The following is a 19,151-nucleotide window of genomic DNA, read 5'->3' as shown; positions in this document are numbered from 1 at the left end:
AAAAATAAAATTTTAGAAATTTTGTTTCGTAAATTCACAGCTATTTATTTTTATATGTGTATTTTAGTAACAAATGTGCTCTTAAAAGCTAATTTATATTTTTAAAAATTTTTATAATTTTTCGATAACTAAACTTTTAAAGTATATTTGTTACTTTTTTACACATAAAATTTATTTTATTTTTACTTTTAATAAATTTTTGAGTCCATTTAAACAAATGTATGGGGTATTTTGCTCTAAATTTTTCTTTTCTATAAGTTTAAAAGTCAGCCAAAAAAATGTAAGTTTAGTCTTGCTTAAATTTAGCCTATATTTTATGGCTAAATTTAAAAGATTTTTATTTATTAATTTTTTATGGCTATAATACGAAACAACAAATTTTATTATTAAGGAATTATTATGTTTGAACTTAGAAAACTTCCATTTGATGCAAATAGTAATGCAGTAGTTAGCGCAAAAACCTGTGAATACCACTACGGCAAGCATCATGCAACTTACGTAGCAAATTTAAACAATCTTATAAAAGATACAAAATTTGCCAACGCATCTTTTTATGAAATTCTAACAAATAGCGAAGGTGGGCTTTACAACAATGTCGCTCAAGTTTATAACCACGACTTTTACTGGGACTGCATCGCTAAAAAAAGTGAGATGTCAAGCGAGCTAAAAGCTGCAATCGAAGCAAATTTTGCTAATTTTAAAGAGGAATTTTTAAAAGCAGCTACAACGCTTTTTGGCTCAGGCTGGGCGTGGCTTGTATTTGATCCAAGCAGCAAAAAGCTAGAGATCGTACAAACTAGCAATGCAAAAACTCCAGTGAGTGACGGCAAAGTGCCACTTTTAGTCGTTGATGTTTGGGAACACGCTTACTACATCGACAACTTCAACGCTCGCCCAAAATATCTAGAGACATTTTATGAGAACATAAACTGGGAATTTGTAAGCCAAGCTTACGAGTGGGCGCAAAAAGAGGGCCTTGGCTCAGTCGAGTTTTACACAAAAGAACTTCACAAATAATATCTGGCGGGGTTTCCCGCCTTTAAATTTCTACTTTTATCTAAATTTTTAAAATCATCAAATTTATCAGCAAAAACTATCTTGTTTTAAAAGAAAGTGTAACATCAAAAATGGCTCAAAATTTTGTTTTAGCAAACAATTTCTCTTAAAATTAAAACCAGCATAAGCTATCTTAACTTCAAATTTCTGCTTTGTTGAAAATTTTAAACCACTGCTAAATTTTATAAGCCATGGGTATAGAATTTATCACTTCAAAAAGGTACAAATTGCTCGCTTTAATCTACTATATCGTGATTGAGAGAGGTTATATACTTAAATTTAAGCAAGCAAATAAAAACTAGTGTAGGCCATTTTGTCTTTAAATTTATTAGCAAAACTTGATTTGATATTTAAAAATGTTGGGGCAATGTTCACTGTTTCAAAAATGCCCCGAGCTGTATTAATTAGGCAAGGGTAGCTTAAATTTCAAAGCCACCCAGCCAAATTTACTCAATTTATCTTTTTGAAGTGTATAAATTTATGCCATTTTGTAAGCGTTTTAGCCCCTCAAGCACTCTAGCTCTTTGGGTTGCGATATTCATACGGAGGAAAAATCTATCTCCTCTGTAAGCATTGCCGTCATTTAGCCATAGTCCAGCTTTATCACGCAAGAAATTCATAAAGTCGCTCGAATCCTCGCAAAATGCGCTGCAATCAAGCCACAAAAGATAAGTCGCATTTGATGACAAAAGTTTTACTGGCAAATTTTGCTCTTTTATGAAATTTATAACGATTTTTTTGTTTTCAAAGAGATAATTTCTAAGCTCATCAAGCCATGTTTGGCTATCGTTAAATGCCGCTATTGTCGCAGTTATTGCAAATGCGTTTGCTTCACCTATCTCATCATAATTTACAGCCGCATTTATTCTGGCACGTATTTGCTCATTTGGCGTGACGATGGCTGAGCTTTGAAGTCCTGCGATATTAAAGGCTTTTGTAGGTGAGATGCACGTGATTGAGTTATTTTTGCACTCTTCGCTAACGCTGATAAATGGCACGTAGCTTAGCCCAGGATCAGTTATGTCGCAGTGGATCTCATCGCTGATAACCAAAACATCATGCTTATAGCAAAGCTCGCCTATTTTTTTAAGCGTCTCTTTGTCCCAAATTTTTCCTATTGGATTGTGAGGATTGCAAAGAAGCATCATAGTTGTTAGCGGCTGCGCTAGCTTTGCCTCAAGGTCTTCAAAGTCAATCTCATAAGAGCCATTTTTATAGACAAGGTAGTTTGATAAAATTTCACGACCATTATTTTTGATGCAGTTAAAAAATACGTGATAGACGGGAGCTTGAACTAAAATTTGATCCCCTGGATTGCTAAATCTTCTAATAGCAGTAGAAATCGCTGGTATAACGCCAGTGCAAAAGCACATCCACTCGTTTTCAAAGCTAACATCATGACGCCTTTTCCACCAGCCTTTAATCGCTTCGTTCCACTCTTTTGGGATAAATGAGTAGCCAAAGACGCCATTATCAAGACGCTTTTGTAGGGCATTTAAAATTTCAGGTGCAGCCTTAAAATCCATATCAGCAACCCACATTGGCAAAACATCGTTTTTCATTCGCCACTTCGATGAGTTGGTGCCATCTCTGCTAATAAGTGTATCAAAATCGTACTTCATAGCTTTTCCTTAAAATAAAATTTTAAATCAATTATAACCCAAAAGATACTAATATAATTTGAAATTTTCTCTCAATTTAATATTTCAAAAGGAAAAATGATGAAATTAGCTCAGGCTCTCATTTTAAGAGCCGATACACAAAAACGTTTAGAGCAGCTAAAAGGTAGGTTGCTTGATAATGCAAAAATGCAAGAAAATGAAAGACCTAGCGAAGATCCAAAGCTTCTTTTAAAAGAGCTTGATAGGCTAAGCGATGAGCTATTTAGACTGATCTTGGCTATAAATTTAACAAACTCGAGTGCAAAATTTGAAAATGTGAGTCTAACTGAAATGATCGCTAAAAAAGATACGCTAAGCCAAAAAGCAAGCGTGCTTAGGGATTTTGCCAAAAGTGCAAGCCAAAAGGTCGATCTTTACTCAAATAGCGAGATAAAAATTTTAAGTAGTGTTGATGTAGCCATGCTTCAAAAGCAAATAGACGAGCTATCCAAAGAGATCAGAGAGCTAGATATGAAGCTACAAGAGGCAAACTGGCAAGTTGATCTTGTAGAGTAAAATTTATGGTGAAAATGTAGCTAAAGGCGAGTAAAAAGAAAAATTTATTAGGCTTGCGGGGAGAGGACAAAAGTTTAAATTTATCCCAGCAATTTAAAAAATGCATTTTAAAAATAAATGTTACTACCACTTACTGATTTAGCTACGTTTTGGGTGGGTTTGGGGAAGATTAATCTTTATTATGTAAGATTTCACAAATTTTTAAAAGGAAATTTATGAAACTTGACACATTGATCGTAAAAGGCATTGAAGCTAAGAATAATCCAAATAAAGCTGTCATTCCGCCTGTTTTTTTTAGCAAGTACGTTTGTGCAAGATGATCTTGAAAATTTTCAAGAATTTGCATATTCGCGTGGTAGCAACCCAACCAAAAAAGCATTTGATGAAATTTTTGCAAAGGTTGAAGGCAGCAAATACGCATTTAGCTTTGGCTCAGGCATGGCAGCAACAGCAGCCGCACTTAGCCTTATAAAAACTGGGCAAAAAGTCCTGCTAAATAGCAATGTCTATGGTGGCACTTATAGATATGTCACAACCGTTTTTGAAAGCCATGGCATAAAGAGCGAATTTATAGACGATCTAAATTTTTTAAGCGAAGATGACATAAGTGACGACGTAGCGGCAATATTTATCGAAACTCCGTCAAATCCTCTCTTAAGAGTGACAGACATCGCTAGAATTTCAAAGATCGCTCACAAAAAGGGCGCTCTAGTCATCGTGGATAATACATTTTTGACGCCTTACTATCAAAGAGTGCTTGATCATGGAGCTGATATCGTGGTTTATAGCGCTACAAAGTATATCGGTGGACACGCTGATGTGATCGCTGGTATCGTCACGCTAAACGATGATGCTTTGGCTGAGAAGATAAAATTTGCTAAAAACACACTTGGTGGCATCATCAGCCCGATGGACGCATACTACCTAATACGTGGGCTTAAAACGCTTAGCGTTAGGTTTGATAGGCAAACGCAAAATACACATAAAATAATCAAATTTTTACAAAATAATGACGCAGTTAGCGTGGTGCATTTTGCCGGCTCATATAGCGAGCAAGAGGCAAAGATGCAAGCGGCTCAAGCAAGCGACATCGGTGCACTTATCTCATTTGAGTTAGATGAAAAATATGATGTAAATAAATTTGTAAAATCGCTAGAAATTTTTGATCTAGCAGTGAGCCTTGGCGGCGCAGAAAGCCTCATTTGCAGGCCTGCGACGATGACACATGAGGCATATCCAAAAGAGGCGCTAGATAAGATCGGCATAAAGCAAAACTTGCTTCGCCTAGCAATCGGTATCGAAAACGCTGATGATCTAATAGCAGATCTTGATCAAGCATTTAAAAAAGCAAAAAAATAATAAAGGAGATAGATATGGCAACTACAAAATTTAAAGGTAGTGAGGTAAATTTAAGTGGAAACGAGGTCTTTGTAGGTTCTTATGCGCCTGAAGCAAAAGTCGTAGCGCAAGATCTTAGCGAGTTTAGCGTGGGCGGAAATAATGGCGTAGAAGTACTTGTTTGCTTGCCATCACTTGATACTGGCGTTTGCGCAGCAGAGGCTCGTAAATTTAACGAAAAAGTAGCTGGCAAACATGGTGTAAAACTTAGCATCATCTCAAATGATTTGCCATTTGCGATGGGGAGATTTTGCACGACTGAAGGCATAGAAAATTTACATGTTGGAAGTGACTTTAGATACGGAGAATTTGCTAAAAACTATGGCGTTTTAATGAGCGATGGCCCACTAAAAGGGCTACTTGCAAGAGCGGTATTTGTCATCAATGATGGCGTAATAATTCACAAACAAATCGTCCCTGAAGTGACAGAAGAGCCAAACTACGATGCTGTATTTGATGCTATTAAAAGTAGCGGTAGTTGCGGTTGCGGTTGCCATTAAAAAAGGCGTTATCTAAGCATCTATTTGATGCTTAGATAATTAATCTTAGTCAAATAGAGATTTTTCAAAAGACTTTACTACAAAGCTTTTTCTATGAAGGCTTGAATAGCCAAACTTAACAATGGCATCTAGATGTGCTTTTGTGCCATATCCTTTGTGCCCAGCAAAGCCATACTTTGAGTAAATTTTATCCCAGCCTTTCATTAAACTATCGCGGCTAACCTTTGCTAATATGCTAGCAGCGCTTACCCCAGCGACTTTGCTATCAGCCTTTATCATCGTTGTGATACCAACGCCGTAGTCTAAATTTCCATCATAAATAATCTCAAAATCCTTAAAATGCGCCTTAAAAAGTTTGAGCGCTCGTCTTAAACACTCACTTAGCCCAAGTTCGTCTATTTGTGTATTTGAGAAGTAGATGATGAGAAAATTTGAGCTTTTTATGATCTCTTTAAAAAGCTCTTCGCGCTTTTTTGCGGTTAGTTTTTTGGAGTCGTTTAGGCCTGAAATTTCTTTATTTAGCACGCAGGCCGCTACGCTTAAAGGCCCAGCTAAAGCCCCACGTCCAGCCTCATCTATGCCACAAATTTTTGCCATTAAAGTCCGATTTCATCACTAAAGTAAGGTCTTAGCTCATCAAGTGGCACGCTAATTTGCTCCTCATTTAAAAAGGTAAGCCCAAGTGGCGAAATTACAAAATTTTCGCTAACGCCTGCTGTTGCGAGGATTGCTTTTAGATGAGGGTCGTTTATATCTTTAAAAATCTGCTTTAACTTTAGCTTTTTGTTGGTTTTAAGCAAGACGACATCGCAACTAGTTTTGTTATTTTTATAGGTGCAGATGCTTTTTATTTTGTCATTTATATAGTAGATGTTATCTAGGCTTTCAAATTGGTTATTTGGCCATTTTTTACGCTCACTTTTTAGGTCATAAAGTGTCGAGAGTAATTTATTTTTATTTTTTTTAGCCGATTCTTTGGCAAATATGTCGTTAATTATAGCTTCGTATCTCGTGCCATTTGCTTCGGTCATTTGGATGCCAATATTTAGCATTTCATACTCTTTTTCTTTTTTGATAGTCGCATTATAGGCTTTGTTTTTAACGATTATTTTGCCCTTTAGCTCGCCATTTTCATTTTTAACGTCTAAATTTATCTTATCAGATACAGCATTTAGCGATGAAATTTCACTGCTATTTTGCTCAAAAGAGCCTTTTTCGTAGTCATATTTTGTACCATCAAAAAAGATATGTCCGCTTATCTTGGCCGGCACTTTAAAGCTCTTGCTTTGCTTAAAATTTTCAAATTCATCTTTAAAATAGTTCATATAAACTTCAAATTTTATACCATTTGCCTCGCCAATAAATTTATAAAATTTTGCCCAGTTTTCGTGATTTATCTCATAGCCAAATAGGCTTACTATAAGTATAAAAATCCCAAAAAATGCTCTCATATCCGTCCTTTATAGTTTTTTTGATTATAGCTTCTTTACTTTAAGCTTTTAAAACAATAATCAAATAAAGGTTTAAATTTATAAACCTAGACTCCACCTAGAAAATGGCAAAATTTCGCATTTTATGCCCTCAAAGCTAAGCTCAGCTTGGTTTGCGACGCTGATTATCTGAAGCTTACTAACGCCTAGCTCTTTTAAGCTTGCGTGGAGTTTTTTAAATTTTAAAAAGATAATCTCTGGCGCAGAAAACGGCACACAGATGATCGCGATCTTCCTTTTATTAAGGAAGAAATCAACCTCTTTTGTGTAGTAAATTTCATCTTTAAATTTAAGCAATTCGCAAAAAACGACATTTGCAAAGACAGCTAAAAAATCCTTTTTTAGATATAAAGCGTTACGAAGTGCAAAATTTGTAAAGTAGAGCTTTTTGCTCGTGCTGCTCTCATCTAAATTTGGCACTAATTCTATAAAACCATTTTCATTAAGGCTGGTTACTGCGTTATAGACACTATCTTTTGAAATTTTCATCTGCTCTTTTAGGTTTTTGTAGATACCAAAAGTACTAAGCACATCGTGGCATTTTGGAGCGCATTCTTTTAAAATCGCAATGCTTTGCTCGCTTAAATTTGCTTTTAAGAGCTGCTGCAAGTGCGCTGTGACCTCACTCGAGTCCAAAAAAGCACTTGCTATCTCGTTGCCGTGAGCCAAAAAGTAGCTAAAAAGCATGTCTTGGTCCAAATTTTTCTTAAAAAATAGTATAAATTCCTCGTAGTCGAGATAGTTTAAATTTATGCGAGCAAAGCCGTCAATCGTGAGTGAAAATTCCTTGCTTGTAAGGATGATATTTTCAAGTGTTGCGCCCTTTAAAAAGCCTAAATTTGCAAGGTCAGCAGCTTGTAAATTTTCAACTGCGAGCACCTTTATCTGGGCATTTTTTTCTAAAAAATCTTTTAGATTTGCTAAAAGTAAAGCTCTGTCTATCCTTAGATCGTCTAAATTTACATAAAGTCTCTCCTCACTTTTATAATGGCTCAAGAACTCATAAACAAGGGCTGTTTTGCCACTTGAAATGGCGCCTATTATAAGCGTTTTTGGCGAGATGATTTCGTATTTTCTGGGGATAAATTTACTTGATTTAAGCGGCTGATTGTAATAAAGCTCTAATTGGTTCATTTTCTCCCCTTTGTAAGATGTATATGTAAATTTTTACTATACCGTCAATTCCCCCCCCCCCCTTGTTATAAGCGCGATCTCATCGCTTGTTAGTTCATAAAGCTCAAAAACAAGTTTGTCTATTTTTTCGTCACTTGCCTTGATTTTGTCGTTTAGCGTGTCGATATTTTCTTTGGCTTTTAGCTTTTCATCAAGGCTTAAAGTAGGCATGTGCTTCTCGTAAAGCTTGATTTTTTCATTGGCTTTTAAAATTTCATCGACCAAATTTATTATCTCGTTTGCTAAATTTTCATTTTGTGGCGTGATTTGTGGGATAGGTAAAATTTCTAATCGATTTATTTTTATTTCGCCTTCAAGTCCGCCTCCAGCATAGAAAAAGTTGAAAATTTTATAAACAGCTGTTGAATTTAAAAAGGCTAATAAAAATTTTAGATTTTCGCCAGTTATGCAATATGCAGTATTGTCTGGAATATTATTATTTATATCGTAAGCAAATTTAGGGCTTTGCACCATTCTGGCACATAAAATTTTCTCTTTTTCGAATTCCTCCAGATATGCGCAGTTTCGCAGATTATAAGGAGTGGCTCCTTTATCAGAACGATTGGAAAGTTTTGGTTCAAATTTCTCAAGATATAGTTTTAGTTTAGGAAAATTATCTATATTGATGCGAGGCTCGGTGCCATATCCATTATGGATATTTATGAGCCACAGCCCAGCCCACTCATAGTCATAACGCTTTATATCTTGACCTCGTAAGATCGGCCTAATGAGCTTTTGCGTCTGTTCTCTTTCTTCTCCAACGCAGTTATTTAAAATTTTATCACGGGTGTCACTATCAATAATGAAAGCTTCGTTTAGTCCAGTTTTAACACCATAATTAATATTTACACCCCAATCTTTTAATGGCTTTGCGACTTTTTCGATCTTGCTTTTTAGTTCAAATTTGCTACTATCTAGGAAAGTGAAATTTGTTTCGCTTAGTGTGGATTGTGGTATTTGGATAAATTTTTGCGTTTTTAAATTTATGGTGCTTGAAGCTAGGAAATCAAATTTTGAATTTTCACCAGCTCTTATTTTTCTAAAAATAGTAACCGCACTATCTACGCTCGCGTCTTCAAAAACTTTAACCCCAGCAAAATCGATAATATGTGTTATTTGCGTGTTTTCTAGTATAAATTTACGCAAATTTTCACCATAGCTGGCACGGAAAAATTTATTTGAACATATAAAACCTAAAAGCCCATTTTCTTTTAGATGCGTAATGCCAAGCTCATAAAAATAGACAAACAAATCAGCCGTGCCGCTATAAACTTTATATTTTTGTAGAGCTGGCTTTTGCTCTTTTATCGCCTCTTGTCTAACATAGGGAGGATTGCCGATAACGACATCAAATTTAAAGTCAAAAGGAAATTCTAAAAGCGAGTTTGCTGCTATCAAATTTTTACTAAGATCTGTTAAAACTCGTCCCTTTGCAGCTGTGCGGAGCCAAAGAGATAGTCTGGCAATCTCGACTGCATCGGCATTTATATCTACGCCGTAAAGGTTATTTTCCAAAATAGTGCTTTCTATATCGTAAAGTCCCAAGCCTTCACCCTCATATACTTTGCGGTAAGTGTCTAATGCGCCATGCTCGGCAATTAGAAATTCTAAAGCTTGGTTTAAAAACGCACCAGAGCCACAAGCTGGATCAAGTATCTTAAGAGATAAGAGCCACTCGCGGTAAGTATAAATTTTGTCTTTGATCTCACTTTCTGCTTTGGTTAATTTTTTGGGATTTTTTGGTGCTAATAGCTCATTTAGATCAAGCCCTAGCTGATCTTTTTTGGCTTTACAAAGCGTACCAAGCGAATTCTCAATTATAAATTCTGTTATAAACTCTGGCGTATAAAATATGCCATTTTTTTTACGTTTGCTCTGTTTGGCATCAAATTCATTACCATTTATTTGCGCATTTAGCTCTTCAAGGTCGTTTAGTGAGCTTTCAAAGATATGTCCTAGGATATTTACACCGATGTCGCTTAAAAAGTCATAGTCGCTTAAAAACTGCGCTTCAAGCACGCTATCGTCTATCTTTAGTGCATCAAGCTCAGTATCTGTGGCAAAAAGTCCGCCATTGTAGCGTTTGATATCAAGACGTTCACTGCCTTCATCAATGGCTTTAAAGTAAATTTTGTAAAAGTCATAAAAGCTTAGCTCAGTAACTTGGTTTTGAAATTTATCTTTTATCTCGGCTATCGTGCGAAGTCTTAGTAATCCGCGGTCTTCGGCAAATAGTATAAAGACAAACCTATCACATAGTTTTTGAGTCAGGCTTAAAAGCCTATTTTTATCAATACTAGCATTGTTTTTGCAAATATTTTTAAAAAGAGTGAGCCTAAATGCGCTAAAGTCTTTATAAAATTTATTTGAAATTTCACGCTCGTGAGTGGCAAATTTCTCTTTTAGCTTTAGCGGCAGATCTGTGCTAATGCTCTCAAAGCTAAGCAGCAAATGAAGTCTTTTAAACTCGTCAAAGCTTGCTGTAAAAAGGTCAAATTTTTCAAATGTTGTTTTATTGCCGATGTAAAAACGCAGTTCATTAAAATTTGAAACAACGACATATTTGGCATTTTCATGCGAGATAAAATAGCGAAAGGCTTGATCTACTGGGCTAAGCTCGTGGTTGGATGGAGTTTTATCAAGATGCTGTGTAGTCTGATCTTTTAGCTCGATCACGCATCTAACTTCGCTATTTATCAGTATCGCCCCGTCTGCCTTTTTGCCGTCAGTTTCGTTCTTTTTCTCACGCTCAAGATTGAAATTTGTAGGATTAGTAGTGTCCAAAGTGTAGCCAAGGCAGTTTTCAAAGATATCTTTTAGAAACTGCGTTTGAAATTTCTCTTCTTTGAAGCTCTTAATGTCGCTAGCTTTTGCCTGATACATTTGCAAATTTATATAATGCTTTTTAAGCTTCTCCTCGTCTTGTTCTTGGGTTAGTAAGAATTTTGAATTAAAGATCGGCATCTTTTCTCTTTAAAATTTTAATTTCTTGGAATCTTATCTTTTTAAATTTTATATCTTCCTTATTAAAAGGAAATAATTAATCAAAATTCATCAAAAAATAACGTTTTTCTTGACAACTATAATAGCTTTTTTGTAAAATCGCGTTCTCTTTACGAAAAGACAAGCGTCTTTGCTCGTACGATCGCTTGATCCTATGCGAGTTATTTTGATGTAAAGAGGTCGCGAGTTTGCGACAAGTTCTTTTTAAAGGAAAATACATGGAAAGAATCAGGTTAAAGCTAAAAGCTTACGACCATAGAGTTCTAGACCGCACTGTTGCAGCAATCGTAGAAGCTGTCAAACGAACAGGTGCCGACGTTCGTGGCCCGGTACCAATGCCTACAAAGATCAAACGCTATACAGTCTTAAAATCTCCACACATCAACAAAGACTCACGTGAGCAGTTTGAGATGAGAATACACGCTCGTATGCTTGACATCGTAGCTGCTACTCCAGAAACTGTAGATAGCCTAACAAAACTCGACCTAGCTCCAGAAGTTAATGTCGAAGTTCGTGCGATGAAATAAGCGGACAAAAGGATAAGAGTATGGAATATATTGTAGAAAAAATAGGCATGAGTAGAACGATTGCCACGAAGAGTACGCCAGTTACACTACTTAAGCTAGTTGAGGCTAAAGTATGTGAGATCGACGAAAACAAACGTGCTATCGTAGCGTATGCCCACACTAAAGCAAACAACAAAGCTATCGCTGGTCAGCAAAAGAAATACAATCTGACTGCAGAATTTAACAAATTTGCTACGCTTGAAGTAGCTAATAGCGAAGTTGGAAACCTAGACTTTACACCATTAAACGAGGCTAAAATTTTAAAAGTTAGCTTTAACTCAAAAGGTAGAGGCTACCAAGGTGTGGTAAAAAGACATGGTTTTGGCGGTGGTCCAAAAAGCCACGGCTCACGTTTCCACAGACGCCACGGTTCAATTGGTAACTGCGAATGGCCAGGTCGTGTTCAACCAGGTATGAAAATGGCAGGACACATGGGCAATGAGAAAGTTACTGTTAAAAACGAGCTAATAAGCTTTGACGCTCAAAATGGCATCGTAGTTGTAAAAGGTTGCGTTCCTGGTCACAATGGTGCAATGGGTAAAATAAGGATTGTAAAATGAGTAAAATTCACGTATTAAACGATAAATTTGAAAATTCAGGCGAGTTAGAGCTTCCTGCAAGCTACGCTGAAGTAAATCCGCACAACCTATATCTTTATGTAAAATCTTACCTTGCTGGTATAAGAGCAAATTCGGCTCATACTAAAAGCCGTGCTTTTGTAAGCGGTGGTGGTAAAAAACCATGGAGACAAAAAGGACGTGGTGGTGCAAGAGCGGGTTCAACTAGAACTAACGTTTGGGTAGGCGGTGCAGTTGCATTTGGTCCAACAAACGAGAAAAACTATTTTCAAAAAGTCAATAAAAAACAAAAAAGACTAGCTCTTGAGTACGCTTTGGCAGTAAAAGCACAAGATGGTAAAATTTTCGCAGTAGATAGCATCTCAATCGAGTCTGGAAAGACAAAAGATGCAGCTAATATCATCAAAAATTTAAAAGTAAAAGACGCACTTATCGTTAAAGATTTACTAGACGATAAAACACTATTTGCTTTTAGAAATTTAGCAAACTGCTATGTAGTAGATGCAAATGAGGTAAATGCTTATCTTGTCTCTACATTTAGTTCGGTTATCATTGAAAAAGCTGCACTAAAAACTATAACAAAAGAGGGCTAAAATGGCGGATATAACTGATATCAAAACAATTATTTATACAGAAAAAACTCTAGGCCTTCAAGAACAAGGCGTTGTTGTTATCCAAACTTCACCAAGAGTTACAAAAAACAGCTTAAAAGCGGTTTTACAAGAGTATTTTGGAGTAACGCCTGTTCGCGTAAATTCACTTAGAATTAGCGGCAAAGTTAAGCGTTTTAGAGGAAGAGCAGGTCAGCGTGACGAGATAAAAAAATTCTACGTTAAGTTACCTGAAGGCGTAAGCCTAGAAAATACGGAGGCGTAAGATGGCTATAAAATCATATAAACCATATACACCTAGTCGCAGATATATGACTGGACTAAGCTCTGAAGATATAACAGCTAAACCAAGCGTTAGAAGCTTGCTTGTTAAAATACCTGCATCTGGCGGTAGAAATAACAATGGTCGTATAACTTCAAGACATAAAGAAGCAGGTGCAAAAAAACTTTATCGTATAATTGACTTTAAACGTCGCAAATTTGGTATAGAAGGTAAAGTTGAAGCGATCGAATACGATCCAAACAGAAACTGCCGTATCGCTCTTATAGCTTATAAAGATGGCGAAAAGCGCTATATCATTAGACCAAATGGCCTAAATGTTGGCGACGTTATCGCATCTATCGATGAGGGCTCACTAGATATTAAACCAGGCAACGCTATGAAACTAAGATTTATCCCAGTTGGTACTATCGTTCATAACGTAGAGCTAAAACCTGGCAAAGGCGCTCAGATAGCTCGTTCAGCTGGCGGTTATGCTCAGCTAATGGGTAAAGAAGAGAAGTACGTTATCTTAAGAATGCCAAGTGGCGAGATGAGACAAGTACTAGCTGAGTGTATGGCAAGTATCGGTGTAGTTGGCAACGAAGACTGGGCTAACATCACTATCGGTAAAGCTGGACGTAATCGCCACCGCGGTATCCGCCCACAAACACGTGGTTCTGCTATGAACCCAGTTGATCACCCACACGGTGGTGGTGAAGGTAAGAAAAATTCAGGCCGTCACCCAGTTACTCCATGGGGTAAACCAACTAAAGGTGCTAAGACTCGCCGTAAAAAAGCTAGCGATAAGCTTATAATTTCAAGAAGGAAAGGAAAATAGAGATGGCAAGATCACTCAAAAAAGGTCCTTTCGTAGATGATCATGTAATGAAAAAAGTTATTGCCGCAAAAAATGCAAACGATAACAAACCAATCAAGACTTGGTCAAGACGTAGCACGATTGTACCTGAAATGATTGGACTAACATTTAACGTTCATAATGGCAAGAGCTTTATTCCTGTATATGTTACAGAAAATCATATAGGCTATAAACTTGGCGAATTTGCTCCAACACGCACATTTAAGGGTCACAAAGGCTCAGTGCAAAAGAAAATCGGCAAGTAAGGGGAAATGATATGAGTAGAGCAATTATAAAATTCGTAAGACTTTCTCCTACAAAAGCAAGACTTATAGCAAGAGAAGTTCAAGGCATGAATGCCGAGCTAGCACTTGCAAGCTTGCAGTTTATGCCAAATCGTGGTGCTAAATTTATAGCAAACGCTATTAGCTCAGCAGTAGCAAATGGCGGATTTGAGCCAGAAGAGGTTGTAGTAACTAGTTGCCGCGTTGACGCTGGTCCTGTATTAAAGAGATTTAGACCAAGAGCAAGAGGAACAGCGAGCAAAATTCGCAAACCTACTTCTCATGTAATGGTAGAAGTATCTAAACCTGAAAAGAAGGAAGCATAATATGGGACAAAAAGTAAATCCAATAGGTCTTAGACTAGGAATTAACCGCAACTGGGAATCTAGATGGTTTCCAACCAAACAAAGTCTTCCTGAAAATATCGGTGAAGATTACAAAATTCGTGCATTTTTAAAGAAAAAACTTTACTATGCAGGAATTAGCCAAATTCTAATCGAAAGAACGGCTAAAAAACTTCGTGTAACCGTAGTTGCAGCTCGTCCTGGTATCATCATTGGCAAAAAAGGTCAAGATGTTGAAAACCTAAAGAACGAAGTTAGCAAACTTATCGGCAAAGAAGTAAATGTAAATATCAAAGAAGAAAGAAAAGCTCAAGCTTCAGCTCAACTTGCTGCTGAAAACGTAGCTATGCAACTTGAAAAGCGTGTCGCATTTAGACGTGCTATGAAAAAAGTTATCCAAGGCGCTCAAAAATCAGGTGCTAAAGGTATCAAAATTTCAGTTGCTGGTCGTTTAGGTGGCGCTGAGATGGCAAGAACCGAGTGGTATCTAGAAGGCCGCGTTCCGCTTCATACTCTTAGAGCAAAGATCGATTACGGTGTAGCTGAGGCTCATACGACTTATGGAAACATAGGTATTAAAGTATGGATTTTTAAAGGTGAGGTTCTTCAAAAGGGTGTTCAACCTGAGAAAACTGAAGAAGAAGCACCTAAAAAAACACGTAGAGCAAGAAGAGGTAAATAATTATGTTGATGCCTAAAAGAACGAAATTTCGTAAGCAAATGAAAGGTCGCAACCGTGGTTATGCGACTCGTGGAGCATCTTTAGCAACTGGCGAATTTGCACTTAAGGCTGTTGAAGCTGGTAGAATAAATTCTCGCCAAATAGAAGCTGCTCGTCAAGCTCTAACTCGTCACGTAAAAAGACAGGCTAAAATTTGGATTAGGGTTTTCCCTGATAAGCCACTTACTAAAAAACCTCTACAAACTCGTATGGGTAAAGGTAAGGCTGGAGTTGAAGAGTGGGTTATGAATATCAAACCTGGTCGTATAATATTTGAAATGGCTGGTGTTAGCGAAGAGCTAGCTCGTGAAGCTCTAACTTTGGCTTTACACAAACTTCCTTTCAAATCAAAATTTGTAACGCGAGAGAGTGAAAATGAAATATACTGAGTTAAAAGATAAGAGCGTTGCAGAATTAAACGCGTTGCTAAAAGAGAAAAAGGTGCTTTTATTTACTTTAAGACAAAAGCTAAAAACTATGCAGTTAAGCAACCCTAATGAGATTAGTGCTGTTCGCAAAGAGATAGCTCAGATCAACACTGCAATTAGTGCAACAAGACAAGGGGCGTAAAATGGCATTAAAAAGAGAAATTCAAGGTGTTGTTTTACAAAAAGCTGGAGATAAAACAGCTACTATTTTGGTAGAAAGACGCGTTATGCATCCAAGATACCATAAATTTGTAAAACGCTTTAAAAAATATTTAGTTCACGATGAGAAAAATGAGACAAGATCAGGCGATACGGTTGTTGCGATCGAGTGCAGACCACTTTCAGCTCGCAAGAATTTTCGCTTAAAAGCTGTATTGGCAAAGGGAGTTGAGTAATGATTCAAAGTTTTACAAGACTTGCAGTTGCTGATAATAGTGGTGCAAAAGAGTTAATGTGTATAAAAGTTCTTGGCGGCAGCAAAAGAAGATACGCTACACTTGGCGATATCATAGTTTGCTCTGTTAAAAAAGCTCTTCCAAATGGTAAGATCAAAAAAGGACAAGTTGTAAAAGCTGTTGTTGTAAGAACTAAAAAAGAGGTTCAAAGAGATAATGGTTCGCTAATCCGCTTTGACGAGAATGCAGCTGTTATACTTGATAGTAAAAAAGAGCCAGTCGGCACTCGTATTTTTGGACCAGTTGGACGTGAAGTTAGATATGCTAACTTTATGAAGATTGTTTCGCTAGCTCCGGAGGTTTTATAATGGCTAATGTAAAATTTAAAGTCAAAAAAGGCGATACCGTTAAGATCATCGCTGGTGACGATAAAGGCAAAACTGGTAAAATTTTAGCAGTTCTTGCAAAAAAAGGTCAGGTTATAGTTGAGGGATGCAAAATAGCTAAAAAAGCTATCAAACCAAGCGAAAAAACTCCAAATGGTGGTCACGTAAATAAAGAGATGCCAATTGACATATCAAATGTCGCGAAAGTTGAAGGATAAGAGATATGAGTAGATTAAAAGATAAATTTAACGAAACTATCAAGCCAGCTCTCGTAAAAGAATTTGACATCAAAAATCCAATGCTTATCCCTGCACTCGAGAAAATTGTGATCAGTGTAGGCGCTGGAGACTCTGCTAAAGATCAGAAAGTGCTTCAAAATATGGCTGATACCATTTCACTTATCGCTGGACAAAAAGCAGTTATCACTGATGCTAAAAAATCAGTTGCTGGCTTTAAAGTTCGCGAAGGTTTCCCTGTTGGTATCAAAGTAACTTTGAGAAAAGAGCAAATGTATGCTTTCTTAGATAAGCTAATCAGCGTTGCTCTCCCAAGAGTTAAAGACTTCCGTGGTCTTCCAAAAAATGGCTTTGATGGACGTGGAAACTATAACTTCGGTCTTAGCGAGCAGCTAATGTTTCCAGAGGTTGAGTATGATAAAATTTTACGAACTCATGGTATGAATATTACGATTGCTACTACGGCTAAAAATGATAAAGAGGCATTCAAATTGCTAGAGCTATTTGGTGTGCCGTTTGCAAAAGGAAAGTAAAATGGCAAAGAAATCAATGATAGCAAAAGCTGCACGCAAACCAAAATTTGCGGTTCGTGGCTATACTAGATGCCAAATTTGCGGTCGTCCGCACTCTGTTTATAAAGATTTTGGAATTTGCCGTGTTTGCCTAAGAAAAATGGCTAACGAAGGCCTAATACCTGGTCTTAAAAAAGCAAGTTGGTAAGGAAGAGAAATGTTAAACGATTTAATATCAGATGGATTAACACGCATTAGAAATGCAAGTATGAGAAAGCTTGAAACTACGAAATTGCTTCATTCTAAGGTTGTTGAGGCTACTCTTTCTATCCTTGCAGCAAAAGGCTATGTGGAGAGCTACAACGTTATCGAAGAAGGTAACAAGAAATTTATAAATGTAGTTTTAAAGTATGACGAGTACGGTAGAAGCGTTATAAACGAGCTTAAAAGGGTTTCAAAACCTGGTCGCCGTGTTTATCAAGGGAAAGACGACATTAAGCGTTTTAAAAATGGTTACGGAACAGTTATTGTTAGCACAAGCAAAGGCGTTATGAGCGGTATTGAAGCAAGTAAAGCTGGCGTTGGCGGCGAAGTTCTTTGTACGGTTTGGTAATAAACTGCATTAAACGCTATTTAACCTTATGATTTTAAGGTTAAATTTTTAGCTTGGTAAAATTTTAGATTTTGCCAAAGCTAAATTTAGAAATTCAAATGAAGGTTTCGTCAAATTTGACGATAAAATTTACGGCATTGTGGTGTTTATTCGTAAATGTAGGAACACCCTAGACAAGTAAAGGAAAAAAATGTCACGTATTGGAAAACAGCCTATCGCTATCCCAAGTGGTGTAGACGTTAGCGTTGAAAATAATGTCCTAAAATTTAAAAAGGGCAATCATATAAAAGAGCTTGACACAAAAGGTCATGTTGATGTTAAGATAGAAAATGGTCATATAGTTTTTGCTCCAAAAGGCGAAGATCGCCAAAGTAGAGCTTACTGGGGAACATATAGAGCACTTGCTAATAACATCGTAACTGGTATCACTGCGGGATTTACTCGCCAGCTTGAGATCAACGGCGTTGGTTACAAAGCAGCTGCAAAAGGTAAAATTCTAGAGCTTTCTCTTGGTTTTTCACACCTTATCAACTATGAGCTACCAGCAGGCGTTGAAGCTAGTGTTGAGAAAAACGTTATTACTATCAAAGGCGATGACAAACAAGTAGTAGGTCAAGTGGCTGCTCAAGTTAGAGGATTTAGACCACCTGAGCCATACAAAGGCAAAGGCGTTAAATATCTAGAAGAACGCATCATCCGCAAAGCGGGCAAGACATCTAAGAAGTAAGGAGCGGTAAATGACAGCAAAAGTACTAAAAAGAAAAATCGCTCTTAGAATTAAGAGAAAAAGAAGAATCAGAGGTAAAATTTCTGGTGTTGCAACTTGTCCAAGAGTTTCTATTTTCAAATCAAACAGAACTCTTTATGTTCAAGCAATTGATGACGTTACAGCTACTACACTAGCTGCGGTTGATGGCAGAAAGATAGGCATAAAAGCAAATAAAGAAGGTGCGGTCACTTTAGCTAAAGAATTTGCTAAGGCTTTAAAAGATAAGAAGATAGATGTTGCAGTTTTTGATAGAAATGGTTATTTGTATCATGGCGTTATCGCAGCATTTGCTGAAGCTTTAAGAGAAAATGGCATCAAGCTATAACCCAAAGGAAAATCGATGGAAAAATATAATAGAGAAGAATTTGAAGAAGTAATCGTCGATATCGGTCGGGTTACAAAGGTTGTTAAAGGTGGCCGTAGATTTAGATTTACAGCTTTAGTTGTTGTTGGTAATAGAAATGGTCTAGTTGGCTTTGGTTATGGTAAAGCTAAAGAGGTACCAGATGCGATGAGAAAAGCGATTGACGACGCATTTAAAAATATTATCCACGTTAAGATCAAAGGCACAACTATCCCTCATGATGTAGAGGTAAAATATAACGCAAGTAGAATGCTACTTCGCCCAGCTAGCGAGGGTACTGGTGTTATCGCTGGTGGTAGTGCACGTCCTATTATCGAGCTTGCAGGTATTAAGGATATCCTTACTAAATCACTTGGCTCAAACAACTCAGCAAACGTCGTTCGTGCTACTATAAAAGCACTTAGTTTGCTAAAAAGCTAAGAGAAAGGA

General features: G+C 36.9%; 28 protein-coding genes. 23 read left to right on the top strand and 5 right to left on the bottom strand.

Going from position 1 to position 19,151, the window contains the following annotated elements:
• The first annotated feature begins 399 nt into the window (after positions 1 to 399).
• Complete coding sequence (gene sodB, locus G5B98_RS08830; RefSeq protein ID WP_196086718.1) at positions 400 to 1,017, top strand: superoxide dismutase [Fe]; 618 nt, start codon at positions 400 to 402, stop codon at positions 1,015 to 1,017.
• A gap of 494 nt (positions 1,018 to 1,511) precedes the next feature.
• On the opposite strand, the gene G5B98_RS08825 is transcribed toward sodB, so the two are convergent.
• Positions 1,512 to 2,678 (bottom strand): MalY/PatB family protein, encoded by a 1,167-nt coding sequence (locus G5B98_RS08825; protein WP_196086717.1) that lies wholly within the window; start codon positions 2,676 to 2,678, stop codon positions 1,512 to 1,514.
• Between the two features lie 99 nt (positions 2,679 to 2,777).
• On the opposite strand from G5B98_RS08825, the gene G5B98_RS08820 reads away from it, so the two are divergent.
• The 3 genes from G5B98_RS08820 (at position 2,778) to tpx (ending at position 5,131) form a co-directional block, all read left to right on the top strand.
• On the top strand, positions 2,778 to 3,233 hold the full coding sequence (locus tag G5B98_RS08820) for a DIP1984 family protein (protein WP_087577420.1): 456 nt from the start codon (positions 2,778 to 2,780) through the stop codon (positions 3,231 to 3,233).
• A gap of 309 nt (positions 3,234 to 3,542) precedes the next feature.
• On the top strand, positions 3,543 to 4,592 hold the full coding sequence (locus tag G5B98_RS08815; RefSeq protein WP_232524583.1) for a trans-sulfuration enzyme family protein: 1,050 nt from the start codon (positions 3,543 to 3,545) through the stop codon (positions 4,590 to 4,592).
• A gap of 14 nt (positions 4,593 to 4,606) precedes the next feature.
• Positions 4,607 to 5,131 carry a thiol peroxidase gene (tpx, locus tag G5B98_RS08810; RefSeq protein ID WP_103589168.1) on the top strand — a complete coding sequence of 175 codons (525 nt, stop codon included), beginning with the start codon at positions 4,607 to 4,609 and terminating at the stop codon, positions 5,129 to 5,131.
• 45 nt (positions 5,132 to 5,176) lie between these two features.
• On the opposite strand, the gene G5B98_RS08805 is transcribed toward tpx, so the two are convergent.
• The 4 genes from G5B98_RS08805 to G5B98_RS08790 all read right to left on the bottom strand — a co-directional run bounded on the left by G5B98_RS08805 (position 5,177) and on the right by G5B98_RS08790 (position 10,758).
• Entirely contained in the window at positions 5,177 to 5,728 is a 552-nt protein-coding gene (locus G5B98_RS08805; RefSeq protein ID WP_196086716.1) for a ribonuclease HII, read from the bottom strand.
• Complete coding sequence (locus tag G5B98_RS08800) at positions 5,728 to 6,582, bottom strand: hypothetical protein (protein ID WP_196086715.1); 855 nt, start codon at positions 6,580 to 6,582, stop codon at positions 5,728 to 5,730. The genes G5B98_RS08805 and G5B98_RS08800 overlap by 1 nt, the downstream gene beginning before the upstream one ends.
• 78 nt (positions 6,583 to 6,660) lie before the next feature.
• Positions 6,661 to 7,755, bottom strand: a complete 1,095-nt coding sequence (locus G5B98_RS08795; RefSeq protein ID WP_196086714.1) for an ATP-binding protein — start codon at positions 7,753 to 7,755, stop codon at positions 6,661 to 6,663.
• 36 nt (positions 7,756 to 7,791) lie between these two features.
• Positions 7,792 to 10,758: an Eco57I restriction-modification methylase domain-containing protein gene (locus G5B98_RS08790; RefSeq protein ID WP_196088168.1), complete on the bottom strand. Its 2,967-nt coding sequence runs from the start codon at positions 10,756 to 10,758 to the stop codon at positions 7,792 to 7,794.
• A 257-nt stretch (positions 10,759 to 11,015) separates the two neighbouring features.
• Between G5B98_RS08790 and rpsJ the strand changes: the two genes are divergently transcribed.
• The 19 genes from rpsJ (at position 11,016) to rpsE (ending at position 19,142) form a co-directional block, all read left to right on the top strand.
• A complete protein-coding gene (gene rpsJ, locus G5B98_RS08785) occupies positions 11,016 to 11,324 on the top strand; it encodes a 30S ribosomal protein S10 (protein WP_009295257.1) in 309 nt (102 codons plus the stop codon).
• A 20-nt stretch (positions 11,325 to 11,344) separates the two neighbouring features.
• On the top strand, positions 11,345 to 11,923 hold the full coding sequence (gene rplC / locus G5B98_RS08780; protein WP_002941563.1) for a 50S ribosomal protein L3: 579 nt from the start codon (positions 11,345 to 11,347) through the stop codon (positions 11,921 to 11,923).
• Positions 11,920 to 12,534: a 50S ribosomal protein L4 gene (rplD, locus tag G5B98_RS08775; RefSeq protein WP_196086712.1), complete on the top strand. Its 615-nt coding sequence runs from the start codon at positions 11,920 to 11,922 to the stop codon at positions 12,532 to 12,534. The genes rplC and rplD overlap by 4 nt, the downstream gene beginning before the upstream one ends.
• A gap of 1 nt (position 12,535) precedes the next feature.
• A complete protein-coding gene (locus tag G5B98_RS08770; protein WP_002941535.1) occupies positions 12,536 to 12,817 on the top strand; it encodes a 50S ribosomal protein L23 in 282 nt (93 codons plus the stop codon).
• Between the two features lies 1 nt (position 12,818).
• Complete coding sequence (gene rplB, locus G5B98_RS08765; protein WP_021091121.1) at positions 12,819 to 13,652, top strand: 50S ribosomal protein L2; 834 nt, start codon at positions 12,819 to 12,821, stop codon at positions 13,650 to 13,652.
• Positions 13,653 to 13,654: 2 nt separating this feature from the next.
• On the top strand, positions 13,655 to 13,936 hold the full coding sequence (rpsS, locus tag G5B98_RS08760) for a 30S ribosomal protein S19 (protein WP_002941639.1): 282 nt from the start codon (positions 13,655 to 13,657) through the stop codon (positions 13,934 to 13,936).
• An 11-nt stretch (positions 13,937 to 13,947) separates the two neighbouring features.
• Complete coding sequence (gene rplV, locus G5B98_RS08755) at positions 13,948 to 14,280, top strand: 50S ribosomal protein L22 (protein ID WP_002941544.1); 333 nt, start codon at positions 13,948 to 13,950, stop codon at positions 14,278 to 14,280.
• Position 14,281: 1 nt separating this feature from the next.
• Positions 14,282 to 14,980: a 30S ribosomal protein S3 gene (rpsC, locus tag G5B98_RS08750; RefSeq protein WP_002941650.1), complete on the top strand. Its 699-nt coding sequence runs from the start codon at positions 14,282 to 14,284 to the stop codon at positions 14,978 to 14,980.
• Between the two features lie 2 nt (positions 14,981 to 14,982).
• Positions 14,983 to 15,408: a 50S ribosomal protein L16 gene (rplP, locus tag G5B98_RS08745; RefSeq protein WP_021091116.1), complete on the top strand. Its 426-nt coding sequence runs from the start codon at positions 14,983 to 14,985 to the stop codon at positions 15,406 to 15,408.
• Positions 15,395 to 15,589: a 50S ribosomal protein L29 gene (gene rpmC, locus G5B98_RS08740; protein ID WP_002941625.1), complete on the top strand. Its 195-nt coding sequence runs from the start codon at positions 15,395 to 15,397 to the stop codon at positions 15,587 to 15,589. The genes rplP and rpmC overlap by 14 nt, the downstream gene beginning before the upstream one ends.
• 1 nt (position 15,590) lies before the next feature.
• Positions 15,591 to 15,842 (top strand): 30S ribosomal protein S17, encoded by a 252-nt coding sequence (gene rpsQ / locus G5B98_RS08735; protein WP_196086711.1) that lies wholly within the window; start codon positions 15,591 to 15,593, stop codon positions 15,840 to 15,842.
• A complete protein-coding gene (gene rplN, locus G5B98_RS08730) occupies positions 15,842 to 16,210 on the top strand; it encodes a 50S ribosomal protein L14 (protein WP_021091075.1) in 369 nt (122 codons plus the stop codon). The genes rpsQ and rplN overlap by 1 nt, the downstream gene beginning before the upstream one ends.
• Positions 16,210 to 16,446, top strand: coding sequence for a 50S ribosomal protein L24 (gene rplX, locus G5B98_RS08725; protein WP_002941666.1), 237 nt, complete (start codon positions 16,210 to 16,212; stop codon positions 16,444 to 16,446). Before rplN ends, rplX begins: the two co-directional genes overlap by 1 nt.
• A 5-nt stretch (positions 16,447 to 16,451) precedes the next feature.
• A complete protein-coding gene (gene rplE, locus G5B98_RS08720; RefSeq protein WP_002941643.1) occupies positions 16,452 to 16,997 on the top strand; it encodes a 50S ribosomal protein L5 in 546 nt (181 codons plus the stop codon).
• Position 16,998: 1 nt separating this feature from the next.
• Positions 16,999 to 17,184 carry a type Z 30S ribosomal protein S14 gene (locus tag G5B98_RS08715; RefSeq protein ID WP_002941532.1) on the top strand — a complete coding sequence of 62 codons (186 nt, stop codon included), beginning with the start codon at positions 16,999 to 17,001 and terminating at the stop codon, positions 17,182 to 17,184.
• 9 nt (positions 17,185 to 17,193) lie between these two features.
• Positions 17,194 to 17,589 carry a 30S ribosomal protein S8 gene (gene rpsH / locus G5B98_RS08710; RefSeq protein ID WP_196086710.1) on the top strand — a complete coding sequence of 132 codons (396 nt, stop codon included), beginning with the start codon at positions 17,194 to 17,196 and terminating at the stop codon, positions 17,587 to 17,589.
• Between the two features lie 190 nt (positions 17,590 to 17,779).
• Positions 17,780 to 18,316 (top strand): 50S ribosomal protein L6, encoded by a 537-nt coding sequence (rplF, locus tag G5B98_RS08705; RefSeq protein WP_021091127.1) that lies wholly within the window; start codon positions 17,780 to 17,782, stop codon positions 18,314 to 18,316.
• Between the two features lie 10 nt (positions 18,317 to 18,326).
• Complete coding sequence (rplR, locus tag G5B98_RS08700; RefSeq protein WP_196086709.1) at positions 18,327 to 18,683, top strand: 50S ribosomal protein L18; 357 nt, start codon at positions 18,327 to 18,329, stop codon at positions 18,681 to 18,683.
• A 15-nt stretch (positions 18,684 to 18,698) separates the two neighbouring features.
• Positions 18,699 to 19,142: a 30S ribosomal protein S5 gene (gene rpsE, locus G5B98_RS08695; RefSeq protein ID WP_002941646.1), complete on the top strand. Its 444-nt coding sequence runs from the start codon at positions 18,699 to 18,701 to the stop codon at positions 19,140 to 19,142.
• Positions 19,143 to 19,151 lie beyond the last annotated feature (9 nt).

The sequence above is a fragment of the Campylobacter concisus genome, from assembly GCF_015679985.1.
In the GTDB taxonomy this organism is placed as follows: Bacteria; Campylobacterota; Campylobacteria; order Campylobacterales; family Campylobacteraceae; genus Campylobacter_A; species Campylobacter_A concisus_AC.
Note: the sequence above shows the minus strand (reverse complement) of the source record. Positions and strands in the feature narration are given on the sequence as shown.

Bases quoted from the DNA above. Each gene is read 5' to 3' on its own strand.
- rplP (WP_021091116.1), top strand. From the start codon at position 14,983: ATGTTGATGCCTAAAAGAACGAAATTTCGTAAGCAAATGAAAGGTCGC.
- G5B98_RS08805 (WP_196086716.1), bottom strand. From the start codon at position 5,728: ATGGCAAAAATTTGTGGCATAGATGAGGCTGGACGTGGGGCTTTAGCT.
- rplF (WP_021091127.1), top strand. From the start codon at position 17,780: ATGTCACGTATTGGAAAACAGCCTATCGCTATCCCAAGTGGTGTAGAC.
- tpx (WP_103589168.1), top strand. From the start codon at position 4,607: ATGGCAACTACAAAATTTAAAGGTAGTGAGGTAAATTTAAGTGGAAAC.
- rplB (WP_021091121.1), top strand. From the start codon at position 12,819: ATGGCTATAAAATCATATAAACCATATACACCTAGTCGCAGATATATG.
- rplE (WP_002941643.1), top strand. From the start codon at position 16,452: ATGAGTAGATTAAAAGATAAATTTAACGAAACTATCAAGCCAGCTCTC.
- G5B98_RS08715 (WP_002941532.1), top strand. From the start codon at position 16,999: ATGGCAAAGAAATCAATGATAGCAAAAGCTGCACGCAAACCAAAATTT.
- G5B98_RS08790 (WP_196088168.1), bottom strand. From the start codon at position 10,758: ATGCCGATCTTTAATTCAAAATTCTTACTAACCCAAGAACAAGACGAG.
- rplR (WP_196086709.1), top strand. From the start codon at position 18,327: ATGACAGCAAAAGTACTAAAAAGAAAAATCGCTCTTAGAATTAAGAGA.
- rpsQ (WP_196086711.1), top strand. From the start codon at position 15,591: ATGGCATTAAAAAGAGAAATTCAAGGTGTTGTTTTACAAAAAGCTGGA.
- G5B98_RS08825 (WP_196086717.1), bottom strand. From the start codon at position 2,678: ATGAAGTACGATTTTGATACACTTATTAGCAGAGATGGCACCAACTCA.
- rplN (WP_021091075.1), top strand. From the start codon at position 15,842: ATGATTCAAAGTTTTACAAGACTTGCAGTTGCTGATAATAGTGGTGCA.
- rpsJ (WP_009295257.1), top strand. From the start codon at position 11,016: ATGGAAAGAATCAGGTTAAAGCTAAAAGCTTACGACCATAGAGTTCTA.
- rplV (WP_002941544.1), top strand. From the start codon at position 13,948: ATGAGTAGAGCAATTATAAAATTCGTAAGACTTTCTCCTACAAAAGCA.
- rpsH (WP_196086710.1), top strand. From the start codon at position 17,194: ATGTTAAACGATTTAATATCAGATGGATTAACACGCATTAGAAATGCA.
- G5B98_RS08795 (WP_196086714.1), bottom strand. From the start codon at position 7,755: ATGAACCAATTAGAGCTTTATTACAATCAGCCGCTTAAATCAAGTAAA.
- rpmC (WP_002941625.1), top strand. From the start codon at position 15,395: ATGAAATATACTGAGTTAAAAGATAAGAGCGTTGCAGAATTAAACGCG.
- rpsC (WP_002941650.1), top strand. From the start codon at position 14,282: ATGGGACAAAAAGTAAATCCAATAGGTCTTAGACTAGGAATTAACCGC.
- rpsE (WP_002941646.1), top strand. From the start codon at position 18,699: ATGGAAAAATATAATAGAGAAGAATTTGAAGAAGTAATCGTCGATATC.
- G5B98_RS08800 (WP_196086715.1), bottom strand. From the start codon at position 6,582: ATGAGAGCATTTTTTGGGATTTTTATACTTATAGTAAGCCTATTTGGC.
- sodB (WP_196086718.1), top strand. From the start codon at position 400: ATGTTTGAACTTAGAAAACTTCCATTTGATGCAAATAGTAATGCAGTA.
- G5B98_RS08820 (WP_087577420.1), top strand. From the start codon at position 2,778: ATGAAATTAGCTCAGGCTCTCATTTTAAGAGCCGATACACAAAAACGT.
- rplX (WP_002941666.1), top strand. From the start codon at position 16,210: ATGGCTAATGTAAAATTTAAAGTCAAAAAAGGCGATACCGTTAAGATC.
- G5B98_RS08770 (WP_002941535.1), top strand. From the start codon at position 12,536: ATGGCGGATATAACTGATATCAAAACAATTATTTATACAGAAAAAACT.
- rplD (WP_196086712.1), top strand. From the start codon at position 11,920: ATGAGTAAAATTCACGTATTAAACGATAAATTTGAAAATTCAGGCGAG.
- rpsS (WP_002941639.1), top strand. From the start codon at position 13,655: ATGGCAAGATCACTCAAAAAAGGTCCTTTCGTAGATGATCATGTAATG.
- rplC (WP_002941563.1), top strand. From the start codon at position 11,345: ATGGAATATATTGTAGAAAAAATAGGCATGAGTAGAACGATTGCCACG.